Genomic DNA, 12,581 nt, shown 5'->3' with positions numbered 1-12,581 from the left:
CGGCAGAAACTCCCGTGCCCGCCGCCGCCGAGGCGTTATCCTCCCAGCCTCCCCCGCCCAGGCCCCGCAGGAGACCACCGAATGAAGCGCATCCTCGTCTGCCTCGCCGCGTTCAGCCTGACCGCGGCTTGCAAGAAGTCCGCGGACACCGACAAGCCGTCCGACGACAAGCCCGCCACCACCGACGCCGACAAGCCGGCGCCCGTCACCACCGAGCCCGACCCCCCGCGATCGCCGAGGCCCGCGCCAAGTACATCGCCGGCCAGTACGGCCAGGTCATCGAGACCATGAAGCCGCTCGTCGACGACCTCAAGTCGAAGGAGAAGGCCCGCGCCTCCGGCCTCGGCGCTGCATGGTTGTCGCTCGCGCTCGCCGAAGACGTCGTCGAGAACGCCAAGGAGCCCGCCGACCACGCCCAGGCGATGGCCGAGCAGACCGGCGACCCCGAGGTGAAGATCGCCGCCAAGCTGGCTCAGGGCGCTTACAAGCTCAAGACCGAGGACTTCGCCGGCGCCGCCGCCGACTTCGAGGAGGCTTACAACCTCCAGAAGGACGGCCCCAACGCCGGCCTCGCCCTCGTCATGTACGGCAACACCAAGATCAACCTCGCCTTCGGCGGCGAGGACAACGCGATCGTCAACCCCGGCGAGCTCGACTCGGCCGCCTCGACCTTCGTCAAGGCCCAGCGCCTGGTCGAGAAGCAGCCGGGCAACGAGCTCCTCGGCGCCCGCGCGCTCGAGGGCCAGGCCGCCGTCGTCCGCTACAAGGACAAGAAGAACACCCCGAGGCGTGCCGCCTGATCGCCGAGGCCGCCAAGATCTACACCACCAAGGGCGCCGGCCAGCCCTTGATCGACGCGGCCAACGCGCTCCAGGACGAGGCCAACTGCGGCCCCGCCCCGGCCGCCGCGAAATGAGCCCGACGGCAGCGGTGCCTCACCGCTGCCCATCACGACCGCCGCCGCGCCGCCTCATCCGCGGCGCATGGCGCCGGGCCTGGACGGGCGCCGGGCCCTGCGCTCCGCGCCTGCGTCGTCGCTGCTTGCCGCTGCAAAGTCACCAGCGCTCGTGAGCGCGGGGCTTCTCGCCGCGTCGCGCATCTGCGACAACCTTTCGGCCATGGAGCCCGCAGCGGGTCAAGATCCGTACCTCAATCACTGGGCCGACGCGGCCGCCGCCAAGACTCTTGCCGCGCACGCGGACGCCAAGGTCGTCACCGTCGCCGCCGGCATCACGCCTTCGGGCGTCGTCCACGTCGGCAACTTCCGCGAGGTCATCACCGTCGACCTCGTCGCTCGGGCCCTGCGCGACCGCGGCGCCGACGTCCGCTTCATCTACTCGTGGGACGACTTCGACGTCCTGCGCAAGGTCCCGGCCGACATGCCGCAGCGCGACATGTTGAACGACAACCTGCGCCGCAGCATCAGCGCCGTGCCCGACCCCTACGGTGAGCACGACAGCTACGCCGGGCACAACATCGCCGCCTTCGAGAAGAGCCTCGCCCCGCTCGGCATCCAGCCCGAGTTCATCCGTCAGTCGCAGCGCTACCGCGCCGGCGCCTACGCCGAGGGCATCCGCCTCGCCCTCAAGCACGCCGCCGACATCCGCGCCGTCCTCAACAGCGTGCGCGACAAGACCACCGCCAACACCCGCCTCGAGGACGGCTGGCTGCCGCTGTCCGGCTTCTGCGACAACTGCGGCCGCGACACCCTCGCCTTCGCCGTCCAGGACGAGTGGACCGTTCATTACGACTGCAGCGCGTGCAAGCACGCCGCCGACGTCGACCTGCGCCAGGGCGGCAACCTCAAGCTCCCGTGGCGCATCGACTGGCCGATGCGCTGGGCCCACGAGCGCGTCTGCTTCGAGCCCGGCGGCAAGGACCACAGCACCGCCGGCGGCAGCTTCGACACCGCCAAGGACATCGTCCGCGTCGTCTACGGCTGGCAGGCCCCCGAGTACGTCGGCTACGACTTCGTGCGGATCAAGGGCCGCGCCGGCAAGATCTCGAGCAGCAAGGGCGACGTCGTCACCGTCTCCGACTGCCTCGAGATCTACGAGCCCGAGGTCCTGCGCTGGATGTTCGTCTCGTTCCGCCCCAACACCGAGTTCCAGATCAGCTTCGACCTCGACGTCATCACCCTCTACGAGAACTTCGACCGCACGCGCCGGATCGCCTACGGCGTCGAGCCGGCCAAGGACGCCCAGGCGCGCCTCGTCGCCCAGCGCACCATGCAGCTGGCCAGCGTCGACCACCGCCGGATCGGCGAGGGCGACGTCCTGCCGTTCGTGCCCGGCTTCCGCCACCTCAGCATGACGCTGCAGATCTTCGAGGGCGACCTCGACAAGACCGTCGCCTACTACGCCGAGGCGGGCCAGATCAACGGCGACGAGTCGCGCCGCCTGACCCGCCAGCGCGCCCGCTGCGTGTGGAACTGGATCGCCGAGTGGGGCCCCGACGAGTTCCGCTACCAGCTGCGCCGCGAGCCTAAGCTGCGCGAGCTGTCCGCCGACGAGGCCACCTGCCTCGCCCGCCTGCTCGCCCCGCTGCGCGGCCGCGAAGAGATCCGCGAGGACGAGTTGGTCCCGACCATGAAGACGCTGTGCGAGGGCACCGGCCTCGACAACAAGACCTTCCTCCCGGTCGTCTACGACCTGCTCATCGGCCGCGACAAGGGCCCCAAGCTGACCACGCTGATCACCGCGATCGGACCGGCCCGCGCCCTGTCCCTGCTCGCGCCGAGCCTGCCCGCCGGGACATGACCCCAAGGGCATGGTCCTTCGGACATGCTCCGAAGGACCTGTCCTCTCGAACACGAGGGCAGCAAGCACAGCCCTGGTGCGAACGGCCCTGCTACCGACGCCCACGCCCGGTCGCAGGAGCCTCGCAGGCGCTCATCCCTCACGCGGGCCACGCCGCGAGCACCGCCGCCTCGATCGCGCGCAGCCACTCCACGCAGCGCGTGGCGTCCTCCGCCCCGAGCCCGCGGACCCACGCCACGTGGTCGACGTACGGCTCCTCCGCCGCGATCGCCAGCGGGCACGCCAGCTCCGGCGCCACCAGCTCCGGCATCACCTCGCCGCGCTCCTTTAAAAAGGCTTTGAGCCGCTTCTCGCGCTCGGCCACGCAAAGCGTCAGCGTCTCGATCGCCGCCGCCAGCACCGCGCGCACGTCCTCGCGCGAGCCTGGCACCCGCGCCAGCCGCACCTGCCGGTACCACGCCAGCAGCGCGTGCAGCTGGGCGATGTAGCGGACCTGCCGGCGCGCCCGTGGTTCGGCCGCGTCGAGTTGGTCGGGCGCGTAGGCGATGTCGACCGCGCGCGGCGGCTGCACCATCAACCTGTCCTCCGGGACATCCTTGCGCACCACCTGGCCCGCGCCCGTCACCGCGCCGAAGCCGACCTCGCGCGGCCCGACCATCCCGCCCGCGCCGCCGAGGAAGATCCGTCGCTCGCGCAGCAGCACCCCGCGGGGCACGTCGCCGACCAGCGACGCCGTCGCCTTGTCCCCGCGCGCCCCCACGGCGTGAAGTTGAAGTGGATGAACCCGCTGCCGACCTCGGAGTGATCTTCGCGCGAAGTCCTCCGAGGTCGGCAGCGGGTTCATCCACTTCAACTTCACGCCGTGGGGGGCGCGCGGGGACAAGGCGACGGCGTCGCTGGTCGGCGACGTGCCCCGCGGGGTGCTGCTGCGCGAGCGACGGATCTTCCTCGGCGGCGCGGGCGGGATGGTCGGGCCGCGCGAGGTCGGCTTCGGCGCGGTGACGGGCGCGGGCCAGGTGGTGCGCAAGGATGTCCCGGAGGACAGGTTGATGGTGCAGCCGCCGCGCGCGGTCGACATCGCCTACGCGCCCGACCAACTCGACGCGGCCGAACCACGGGCGCGCCGGCAGGTCCGCTACATCGCCCAGCTGCACGCGCTGCTGGCGTGGTACCGGCAGGTGCGGCTGGCGCGGGTGCCAGGCTCGCGCGAGGACGTGCGCGCGGTGCTGGCGGCGGCGATCGAGACGCTGACGCTTTGCGTGGCCGAGCGCGAGAAGCGGCTCAAAGCCTTTTTAAAGGAGCGCGGCGAGGTGATGCCGGAGCTGGTGGCGCCGGAGCTGGCGTGCCCGCTGGCGATCGCGGCGGAGGAGCCGTACGTCGACCACGTGGCGTGGGTCCGCGGGCTCGGGGCGGAGGACGCCACGCGCTGCGTGGAGTGGCTGCGCGCGATCGAGGCGGCGGTGCTCGCGGCGTGGCCCGCGTGAGGGATGAGCGCCTGCGAGGCTCCTGCGACCGGGCGTGGGCGTCGGTAGCAGGGCCGTTCGCACCAGGGCTGTGCTTGCTGCCCTCGTGTTCGAGAGGACAGGTCCTTCGGAGCATGTCCGAAGGACCATGCCCTTGGGGTCATGTCCCGGCGGGCAGGCTCGGCGCGAGCAGGGACAGGGCGCGGGCCGGTCCGATCGCGGTGATCAGCGTGGTCAGCTTGGGGCCCTTGTCGCGGCCGATGAGCAGGTCGTAGACGACCGGGAGGAAGGTCTTGTTGTCGAGGCCGGTGCCCTCGCACAGCGTCTTCATGGTCGGGACCAACTCGTCCTCGCGGATCTCTTCGCGGCCGCGCAGCGGGGCGAGCAGGCGGGCGAGGCAGGTGGCCTCGTCGGCGGACAGCTCGCGCAGCTTAGGCTCGCGGCGCAGCTGGTAGCGGAACTCGTCGGGGCCCCACTCGGCGATCCAGTTCCACACGCAGCGGGCGCGCTGGCGGGTCAGGCGGCGCGACTCGTCGCCGTTGATCTGGCCCGCCTCGGCGTAGTAGGCGACGGTCTTGTCGAGGTCGCCCTCGAAGATCTGCAGCGTCATGCTGAGGTGGCGGAAGCCGGGCACGAACGGCAGGACGTCGCCCTCGCCGATCCGGCGGTGGTCGACGCTGGCCAGCTGCATGGTGCGCTGGGCGACGAGGCGCGCCTGGGCGTCCTTGGCCGGCTCGACGCCGTAGGCGATCCGGCGCGTGCGGTCGAAGTTCTCGTAGAGGGTGATGACGTCGAGGTCGAAGCTGATCTGGAACTCGGTGTTGGGGCGGAACGAGACGAACATCCAGCGCAGGACCTCGGGCTCGTAGATCTCGAGGCAGTCGGAGACGGTGACGACGTCGCCCTTGCTGCTCGAGATCTTGCCGGCGCGGCCCTTGATCCGCACGAAGTCGTAGCCGACGTACTCGGGGGCCTGCCAGCCGTAGACGACGCGGACGATGTCCTTGGCGGTGTCGAAGCTGCCGCCGGCGGTGCTGTGGTCCTTGCCGCCGGGCTCGAAGCAGACGCGCTCGTGGGCCCAGCGCATCGGCCAGTCGATGCGCCACGGGAGCTTGAGGTTGCCGCCCTGGCGCAGGTCGACGTCGGCGGCGTGCTTGCACGCGCTGCAGTCGTAATGAACGGTCCACTCGTCCTGGACGGCGAAGGCGAGGGTGTCGCGGCCGCAGTTGTCGCAGAAGCCGGACAGCGGCAGCCAGCCGTCCTCGAGGCGGGTGTTGGCGGTGGTCTTGTCGCGCACGCTGTTGAGGACGGCGCGGATGTCGGCGGCGTGCTTGAGGGCGAGGCGGATGCCCTCGGCGTAGGCGCCGGCGCGGTAGCGCTGCGACTGACGGATGAACTCGGGCTGGATGCCGAGCGGGGCGAGGCTCTTCTCGAAGGCGGCGATGTTGTGCCCGGCGTAGCTGTCGTGCTCACCGTAGGGGTCGGGCACGGCGCTGATGCTGCGGCGCAGGTTGTCGTTCAACATGTCGCGCTGCGGCATGTCGGCCGGGACCTTGCGCAGGACGTCGAAGTCGTCCCACGAGTAGATGAAGCGGACGTCGGCGCCGCGGTCGCGCAGGGCCCGAGCGACGAGGTCGACGGTGATGACCTCGCGGAAGTTGCCGACGTGGACGACGCCCGAAGGCGTGATGCCGGCGGCGACGGTGACGACCTTGGCGTCCGCGTGCGCGGCAAGAGTCTTGGCGGCGGCCGCGTCGGCCCAGTGATTGAGGTACGGATCTTGACCCGCTGCGGGCTCCATGGCCGAAAGGTTGTCGCAGATGCGCGACGCGGCGAGAAGCCCCGCGCTCACGAGCGCTGGTGACTTTGCAGCGGCAAGCAGCGACGACGCAGGCGCGGAGCGCAGGGCCCGGCGCCCGTCCAGGCCCGGCGCCATGCGCCGCGGATGAGGCGGCGCGGCGGCGGTCGTGATGGGCAGCGGTGAGGCACCGCTGCCGTCGGGCTCATTTCGCGGCGGCCGGGGCGGGGCCGCAGTTGGCCTCGTCCTGGAGCGCGTTGGCCGCGTCGATCAAGGGCTGGCCGGCGCCCTTGGTGGTGTAGATCTTGGCGGCCTCGGCGATCAGGCGGCACGCCTCGGGGGTGTTCTTCTTGTCCTTGTAGCGGACGACGGCGGCCTGGCCCTCGAGCGCGCGGGCGCCGAGGAGCTCGTTGCCCGGCTGCTTCTCGACCAGGCGCTGGGCCTTGACGAAGGTCGAGGCGGCCGAGTCGAGCTCGCCGGGGTTGACGATCGCGTTGTCCTCGCCGCCGAAGGCGAGGTTGATCTTGGTGTTGCCGTACATGACGAGGGCGAGGCCGGCGTTGGGGCCGTCCTTCTGGAGGTTGTAAGCCTCCTCGAAGTCGGCGGCGGCGCCGGCGAAGTCCTCGGTCTTGAGCTTGTAAGCGCCCTGAGCCAGCTTGGCGGCGATCTTCACCTCGGGGTCGCCGGTCTGCTCGGCCATCGCCTGGGCGTGGTCGGCGGGCTCCTTGGCGTTCTCGACGACGTCTTCGGCGAGCGCGAGCGACAACCATGCAGCGCCGAGGCCGGAGGCGCGGGCCTTCTCCTTCGACTTGAGGTCGTCGACGAGCGGCTTCATGGTCTCGATGACCTGGCCGTACTGGCCGGCGATGTACTTGGCGCGGGCCTCGGCGATCGCGGGCGGGTCGGGCTCGGTGGTGACGGGCGCCGGCTTGTCGGCGTCGGTGGTGGCGGGCTTGTCGTCGGACGGCTTGTCGGTGTCCGCGGACTTCTTGCAAGCCGCGGTCAGGCTGAACGCGGCGAGGCAGACGAGGATGCGCTTCATTCGGTGGTCTCCTGCGGGGCCTGGGCGGGGGAGGCTGGGGAGGATAACGCCTCGGCGGCGGCGGGCACGGGAGTTTCTGCCGCGGCGGGCAAATTCGACCGGCTGTGGACGCGCACGTAGAGGTTGCCGTCGCCGCCCATCGAGCCGTAGACGAGGCGGGTCGGGTCGGGGTCGCTGCCGAACCGCTCGGGTTTGAACCGGCCGATGACCTCGATCTCGTCGCCGATGTAGAGGCCGGAGCCGGCCACGCGCGGACCGGTCTTCTCCTCGGGGGCGATGACTTCGGCGCGGTCGAGGTTCTCGAGCGTGAGGCGGCCGGTGGCGTCGCTGACGACGACGATCTCGGCGGCGACGGCGGCGTCACGCGGGGCGCCGCTGCGGTTGCGCCACACGCACTCGCGGCCCGGGGCGCCGCCGAGGTTGCCGTCGGCGGTGGTGATGACGCCGCGGATCATGATCGGCTGGGCGTCAGCGGCGGCGATCGGCGTGAGCAGGCCACGCTCGAGGGCGCGACCGACGAAGCCGGAGAACTGCGGGTCGCTGCGGATCGCGCCCTTCGGCATGCGGCGACCCTGAGGCTCGAGGTTGCGGGCGCTGCCGAGGCGCTTCGCCCGGAAGTTGCCGAGCATGTAGACGAGGATCGCGACCGGGATCAGGACGGCGAGGAAGACGTAGGACCACTCGAAGGTCGGGGCGGCTTCGACGGGCATGCGATCACCAGTACGCCTCGGCGAGCGCGAGGGTGAAGCCGAGCTTCTCGTGATCCTCGGCGACGGTCTTGCCCTCGACCAGCGAGCGACCGGAGCCGCCAGGCTCGATGCGGGCGATGCGGGCCCCGCCATGCGCTGACCGTCGGAGAAGTGGACCTCGGGCAGCACGTTCTCGATCGCCACGGTGCTGCGGTTCTTGACCAGCAAGATCCACCGGATCCGTCCGAGCCAGATCTCCGGCGAGCCCTCGACCTCGATCTGGACCGCCGGGTAGATGTCGTAGGCGCGGTTGGCCCGGCCGTCGTGCGGCGCGCGGCAAGAGCTTCATGCGCTCGGCCTGGTAGTCCATCTCGACCAGGAACTCGCGCATGACGTTGAGCCCGAGCAGCCCTGCGAGCGTCGTTGGCGCAGCCGTCACACACGCTGACGAGCAGGCCGTTGAGCTCGATGCCGCCGAGGCGCAGCACCGGCAAGTAGACCATCCGGCTCTCTCGCGGGGCCGCTGGCGGTGTTGAACTGCAGCGTGGGCGCGTCGGCCGGGACCTTGAGCCCGAGCTTGGCGGCGGTCTCGGTGTGCACGGTGGTGAACGAGGCGCCGGTGTCGAACAGGTACGGCAGATCGAGGCGACCGCGGGGCCCCCTCGAGCTGGACGTTCATGAGGATCGCGTTGCCGGCGGCGGAGAAGGGCACGGCGATCGCAGTGTTCGGCGCGGCGCCCGGCGCGAGGGTCACGGGCGTCGGCGCGGACTCGCTCGCTCTCGCCGCGGCGCGCGGCGCGGCGGGCGGGGCGAGGCGATCTGCGAGACCGTTGCCCACCGCACTGAGGATCCGCGCGACCTTGTGAGAATCACCGAAGCGTGTGCCAGCGAGGTCACCCTGGGCCCGGAGCGACTGGACCAGCAAACCCGGGATCACCTGAGTGCAGAGAAGGATCGCGCCGAGGTTCCACAGCAACGGCAGCCACATCATCGCCGCGGACAGGCGGCGGCCGTCGGTGCCGTACTTCCACACGGAGAGGGCGACCGGCAGGCCCAGAGTGACGACGAACGCGAGGATCCACAGCCACGGGGCCGATACACGGGCGTCGAGCTGAGCGGTCCGCGCGAGCGAAAAGTTGCACCACAGCGCGAACGGCACCACGAACATCGAGGCCAGGACGAGCGCAAAGGCGCCGAGCGAACTCAGCGCCGCGGACGCGGTCATGGCCGACCTGGCGTGCCTCGGTGCGCTGCGCGAAATGTTCACTTGCAGATACTATCTCGAGTGAGTGTCGTGGGGGCCAGTGAAGACTGTCGTTGGATCCTCGCGGGGAAAACCCGTAGGATGTGGCGACGGGATGGCTGACGCGCCGAAGCCTGCGAAGATCGCCACGTTCGGCGTGCGCTTCGAATCCTACGACGACTTCCTCGTAGAGTACACAGACAACCTGCGACGCGGGTTTCTGCTGCTCCCGGGCGTTCGTAATCTCGAGACGGGCCAGCCGGTGCGGGTCAAGCTGAGCCTGCCGAACCGCGCCATTTTGTACCTCAGCGGCACGGCGGTCGACCTCGGAGCCGACGGCGGCAAGGGCACGCTGATCCAACTGGCCGCGTTCACGGCCGAGCAGGAGCGGATCTTCGGCCTGTGCGTGAACTCGGTGCTCGACGCTTCGACGAGCCCGCAAGCCGAGCCGCCGCCGTCGCGCGCGCTCAACGTGCTGCTGGTCGACGACTCGCCGAGCGTGCGCGCGGAGATGGCTGCGGCGCTGCGCGAGCGCGGGCTCAACGTCACCACCGCGGACAACGGATTGATGGCGATCTCGGCCGCGCTCAAGAGCGAGCCGGACCTGCTGCTCACCGACGTCGAGATGCCCGATGGACGGCTGGACGCTGCTGCGGATGGCCCGCGGCCGCAAGAAGCTGGCCCACGTGCCGATCGTGTTCCTGACCGCGCTGTCCGACGACATGTCGCGCCTCCAGGGCTATCGCATGGGCGTCGACGACTTCCTGCCGAAGAACCTGTCCGCGGACGAGATCGTGGCCCGCCTGCAAGGCGTGGTCGCGCGCCGCACCGGCCTCGGGGCCGTGGAGAACCGCGGGCTGCGCGGCGACCTGCAGCACGTCCGCCTCGGCAGCGTGCTGTCGTTCCTCGAGGCCGAGAAGAAGACCGGCGACCTGCGGCTCGACAGCGGGCAAGACAGCGCGGTGCTGCGGCTGGTCCAGGGCGTGCTGCGCGACGTGAAGAACCTCGGCTACGCCGCCTCGGCGATCGACCGCGTGTTCGACCTGCTCGGCTGGGAGGGCGGACACTTCGAGTTCTTCACGCTCGAGCCGCGCGAGCTCGGCGACCTGTCGCTCGCGCCGCTGTCGGTGACGTGGCTGCTGATGGAGCACGCGCGCCGCGAAGACGAGGCCAACGAGAGCGCCCGCCGCGAGCGGCTGCTCAACGAGCGCGCCGGACAGTCGGGCTCGTTCGAGCAGGACCTTTGAGAGGTCCGCGAGGACATGTCCGTGAGGGCATGTCCGTGAGAGCATGCGCGTCGGGACAGGTCCCGAGGGACATGCCGTAAAAGACAGAGCGCCCGCCGGGCCGGTTCGGGCTCGGGGGCTCTGCGTTGCGAGCCGGCTCGGGCGCGAGCCGCTCGGGGCGATCAGCGGGCCGGCTTGCCCTTGCCGGAGGTGTTGGCGGCCTTGGGCGCGGCGCCGTCGGTGCCGCAGGCGGCGTCGGCGATCCAGCGGCTGCCGGACTGATAGGGCTGGGTGTTGAGGATCAGCAGGTTGCCGCCGTTCATGCCGCAGTGCTCCCTGGCGAGGTCGACGGCCTCTTGCGCGGAGGGAGCCTTGCGATGGCGGTGCCGAGCTGGGTGTACGCGGTGTCGCCGAGGGCGTCCCTGGAGGCGACGGTCTTGACCTGCGAGGCCGGCACGCGCGCGCCGGTGCCGTTGCCCTTGAACTTGCCGGAGTAACCGCCGGCGCAGGCGCCCAGGGCGAGGCGAAGGAACAGGAGGAGAGAACGCGAGGCTTTGCGCATATGAGAGGCTCCGATGGTGCGGCGTCAGACGGCGGGGGGGCCGGGCAGATTTCCAGGGTGCGCGGCCGAACCGGGCCCCGACTGCATGACGCGGAGCGCGGGTGAACGCACGCCCTTCGGCGAGCCGGAGCCGTGCCGTGGTCGTGCGGGGCCGACCCTGCCGCCTTTTCGCACGCGCTCGCGCCCTCGCAACGGGCACACGAGCCGCCGCACTCGCCCTTGCGGCGGACCAGCCAGCGGGCGGTCAGCCAGCCCGCGGCGAGCGCGACGGCGGCGAGCGCGGCGATCTGTTGCAGCAGGACCTGGAGATCGGCTTCGGGCATGGTGACGCAGCACAAACAGCGTACTTCAGTCGCTGAGCTTGCGCTGCTCCTCGTTGGGGCACCAGCCGCCCTTGATCCCGCGAGCCCTGGGGCAAAGGCCGTAGAGCTCGAGCCGATGGCGGACCAGGCTGAACCCGAAGCTGCGGGCGACCCGCTCCTGCTCGTGTTCGATGTCGTCGTTCTGGAACTCGAGCACGTGCTGGCACTCGATGCAGATCAGGTGGTCGTGGTGCTCGGTGTCACCGGCGGTCTCGTACATCGTCTGGCCGTCGCCGAAGCGCCGCTGGGCCGCGAGGCCGCACTCGGCGAGCAGCTTGAGCGTGCGGTAGACGGTCGCGTAGCCGATGCGCGGGTTCTCGGCGCGGCTGAGGTTGAGCAGCTCCTCGATGCTGATGTGGCCGTGGGCGGCGAAGAATTTCTGCGCGATGAGGTCGCGTTGACGGGTCGACTTGAGCTGCTTCTTGCTGAGATAGGCGTGGAACTGCCCCATCAAGCTCTCGAGGTCGGGCAGCCCAGAATGCCGACGGTCGTGCATCGGCAGGAAACCTATCGCGGCAAAGCCGCCGCGGCAAGCGTTGCGAGCTGGATCTCCGGCCCGTATACTCCGCGGCCGCATGGCGTCCCCGGGCAAACCGAACCCATCCAAGCGCCCCGCAGCCGGGAAACCCGCCGACCCCGCGGCGGAGCCGGCGCGCGACGGCCCCGCCATCGATCAGGTGCTCGCCAGCCTCGAACGCGTGGTCGCCGAGCTCGAGGCCGGGGACCTCCCGCTCGAGACGGCGCTCCAGCGCTTCGAAGACGGCGTGCGACTCGCGCGGCGCGGCACGTCGCTGCTCGACGCGGTCGAGCAGCGGGTCGAGGTCCTGCTCGAGGGCCGCGACGAGGCGGTGCCGTTCCCGGGGGCCGGCGAAGCGGAAGAGAGTGACGACGATGACGAAAACTTTTGAGCTCAACGCCTACCTCGGCGAGCGCCGCAAGCTGTCGACGAGGCCATCGTGCGCGCGCTGCCCGATGGCGCGCCGGCGACCCCGGCCGCCTCAAGGAGGGCATGCGCTACGCGGTGCTGCAGGCGGCGATGCGATCACACAGCGGTCGCAGGCGGCGATGATCACCAGCGGTCGCATGCGCTTGCCGCCCTGCAGCACCGCGTAGCGCATGCCCTCCTTGAGGCGGCCGGGGTCGCCGGCGCCGCCATCGGGCAGCGCGCGCACGATGGCCTCGTCGACCAGCTTGCGGCGCTCGCCGAGGTAGGCGTTGAGCTCAAAAGTTTTCGTCATCGTCGTCACTCTCTTCCGCTTCGCCGGCCCCCGGGAACGGCACCGCCTCGTCGCGGCCCTCGAGCAGGACCTCGACCCGCTGCTCGACCGCGTCGAGCAGCGACGTGCCGCGCCGCGCGAGTCGCACGCCGTCTTCGAAGCGCTGGAGCGCCGTCCTCGAGCGGGAGGTCCCCGGCCTCGAGCTCGGCGACCACGCGTT

At 70.8% G+C, this 12,581-nt stretch carries 16 protein-coding genes and 1 pseudogene; 7 read left to right on the top strand and 10 right to left on the bottom strand.

Annotation, left to right across the window (positions count from 1 at the left end; genetic code table 11):
• Nucleotides 1-81: 81 nt before the first annotated feature.
• From POL25_RS17765 to lysS (POL25_RS17755), 3 genes are all read left to right on the top strand, one after another.
• Complete coding sequence (locus tag POL25_RS17765; protein ID WP_272087227.1) at nucleotides 82-291, top strand: hypothetical protein; 210 nt, start codon at nucleotides 82-84, stop codon at nucleotides 289-291.
• The gene (locus POL25_RS17760) at nucleotides 288-800 is read left to right on the top strand and encodes a hypothetical protein (RefSeq protein ID WP_272087226.1); all 513 of its coding nucleotides are present in this window, start codon (nucleotides 288-290) and stop codon (nucleotides 798-800) included. Before POL25_RS17765 ends, POL25_RS17760 begins: the two co-directional genes overlap by 4 nt.
• A gap of 318 nt (nucleotides 801-1,118) precedes the next feature.
• Nucleotides 1,119-2,759, top strand: a complete 1,641-nt coding sequence (gene lysS / locus POL25_RS17755; protein ID WP_272087208.1) for a lysine--tRNA ligase — start codon at nucleotides 1,119-1,121, stop codon at nucleotides 2,757-2,759.
• Between the two features lie 139 nt (nucleotides 2,760-2,898).
• Here lysS (POL25_RS17755) and POL25_RS17750 read toward each other — a convergent pair whose 3' ends face one another.
• Nucleotides 2,899-3,519 (bottom strand): hypothetical protein, encoded by a 621-nt coding sequence (locus POL25_RS17750; RefSeq protein ID WP_272087225.1) that lies wholly within the window; start codon nucleotides 3,517-3,519, stop codon nucleotides 2,899-2,901.
• A gap of 148 nt (nucleotides 3,520-3,667) precedes the next feature.
• On the opposite strand from POL25_RS17750, the gene POL25_RS17745 reads away from it, so the two are divergent.
• The gene (locus POL25_RS17745; protein ID WP_272087224.1) at nucleotides 3,668-4,243 is read left to right on the top strand and encodes a hypothetical protein; all 576 of its coding nucleotides are present in this window, start codon (nucleotides 3,668-3,670) and stop codon (nucleotides 4,241-4,243) included.
• Between the two features lie 139 nt (nucleotides 4,244-4,382).
• Here the strand turns inward: POL25_RS17745 and lysS (POL25_RS17740) are convergent, their stop codons facing one another.
• The 4 genes from lysS (POL25_RS17740) to POL25_RS45160 form a co-directional block, all read right to left on the bottom strand.
• Complete coding sequence (gene lysS / locus POL25_RS17740; RefSeq protein WP_272087208.1) at nucleotides 4,383-6,023, bottom strand: lysine--tRNA ligase; 1,641 nt, start codon at nucleotides 6,021-6,023, stop codon at nucleotides 4,383-4,385.
• A 202-nt stretch (nucleotides 6,024-6,225) separates the two neighbouring features.
• On the bottom strand, nucleotides 6,226-7,062 hold the full coding sequence (locus POL25_RS17735) for a hypothetical protein (RefSeq protein WP_272087209.1): 837 nt from the start codon (nucleotides 7,060-7,062) through the stop codon (nucleotides 6,226-6,228).
• On the bottom strand, nucleotides 7,059-7,772 hold the full coding sequence (locus POL25_RS17730) for a hypothetical protein (protein ID WP_272087210.1): 714 nt from the start codon (nucleotides 7,770-7,772) through the stop codon (nucleotides 7,059-7,061). The genes POL25_RS17735 and POL25_RS17730 overlap by 4 nt, the downstream gene beginning before the upstream one ends.
• Before the next feature lie 4 nt (nucleotides 7,773-7,776).
• Nucleotides 7,777-8,976 carry a hypothetical protein gene (locus POL25_RS45160; RefSeq protein ID WP_272087223.1) on the bottom strand — a complete coding sequence of 400 codons (1,200 nt, stop codon included), beginning with the start codon at nucleotides 8,974-8,976 and terminating at the stop codon, nucleotides 7,777-7,779.
• A 133-nt stretch (nucleotides 8,977-9,109) separates the two neighbouring features.
• Here POL25_RS45160 and POL25_RS44920 point away from each other — a divergent pair.
• Both POL25_RS44920 and POL25_RS17720 read left to right on the top strand, forming a co-directional pair.
• Nucleotides 9,110-9,568 (top strand): annotated as a pseudogene (locus POL25_RS44920) (hypothetical protein); the annotation flags it as partial.
• 58 nt (nucleotides 9,569-9,626) lie between these two features.
• Nucleotides 9,627-10,241, top strand: a complete 615-nt coding sequence (locus POL25_RS17720) for a DUF4388 domain-containing protein (protein ID WP_272087222.1) — start codon at nucleotides 9,627-9,629, stop codon at nucleotides 10,239-10,241.
• 161 nt (nucleotides 10,242-10,402) lie between these two features.
• Here the strand turns inward: POL25_RS17720 and POL25_RS17715 are convergent, their stop codons facing one another.
• From POL25_RS17715 to POL25_RS17705, 3 genes are all read right to left on the bottom strand, one after another.
• On the bottom strand, nucleotides 10,403-10,543 hold the full coding sequence (locus tag POL25_RS17715) for a hypothetical protein (RefSeq protein WP_272087221.1): 141 nt from the start codon (nucleotides 10,541-10,543) through the stop codon (nucleotides 10,403-10,405).
• On the bottom strand, nucleotides 10,540-10,782 hold the full coding sequence (locus tag POL25_RS17710; RefSeq protein ID WP_272087220.1) for a hypothetical protein: 243 nt from the start codon (nucleotides 10,780-10,782) through the stop codon (nucleotides 10,540-10,542). Before POL25_RS17710 ends, POL25_RS17715 begins: the two co-directional genes overlap by 4 nt.
• Before the next feature lie 348 nt (nucleotides 10,783-11,130).
• The gene (locus POL25_RS17705) at nucleotides 11,131-11,640 is read right to left on the bottom strand and encodes a Fur family transcriptional regulator (protein WP_272087219.1); all 510 of its coding nucleotides are present in this window, start codon (nucleotides 11,638-11,640) and stop codon (nucleotides 11,131-11,133) included.
• A gap of 79 nt (nucleotides 11,641-11,719) precedes the next feature.
• On the opposite strand from POL25_RS17705, the gene xseB reads away from it, so the two are divergent.
• Entirely contained in the window at nucleotides 11,720-12,052 is a 333-nt protein-coding gene (gene xseB, locus POL25_RS17700) for an exodeoxyribonuclease VII small subunit (protein WP_373372074.1), read from the top strand.
• Nucleotides 12,053-12,142: 90 nt separating this feature from the next.
• On the opposite strand, the gene POL25_RS17695 is transcribed toward xseB, so the two are convergent.
• Both POL25_RS17695 and POL25_RS17690 read right to left on the bottom strand, forming a co-directional pair.
• Nucleotides 12,143-12,382, bottom strand: coding sequence for a polyprenyl synthetase family protein (locus POL25_RS17695; RefSeq protein ID WP_272087218.1), 240 nt, complete (start codon nucleotides 12,380-12,382; stop codon nucleotides 12,143-12,145).
• Nucleotides 12,366-12,509 (bottom strand): exodeoxyribonuclease VII small subunit, encoded by a 144-nt coding sequence (locus POL25_RS17690; RefSeq protein WP_272087217.1) that lies wholly within the window; start codon nucleotides 12,507-12,509, stop codon nucleotides 12,366-12,368. The genes POL25_RS17695 and POL25_RS17690 overlap by 17 nt, the downstream gene beginning before the upstream one ends.
• Nucleotides 12,510-12,581: the final 72 nt, after the last annotated feature.

Source organism: Nannocystis bainbridge, from assembly GCF_028368995.1.
Lineage (GTDB): Bacteria > Myxococcota_A > Polyangia > Nannocystales > Nannocystaceae > Nannocystis > Nannocystis bainbridge.
Note: the sequence above shows the minus strand (reverse complement) of the source record. Positions and strands in the feature narration are given on the sequence as shown.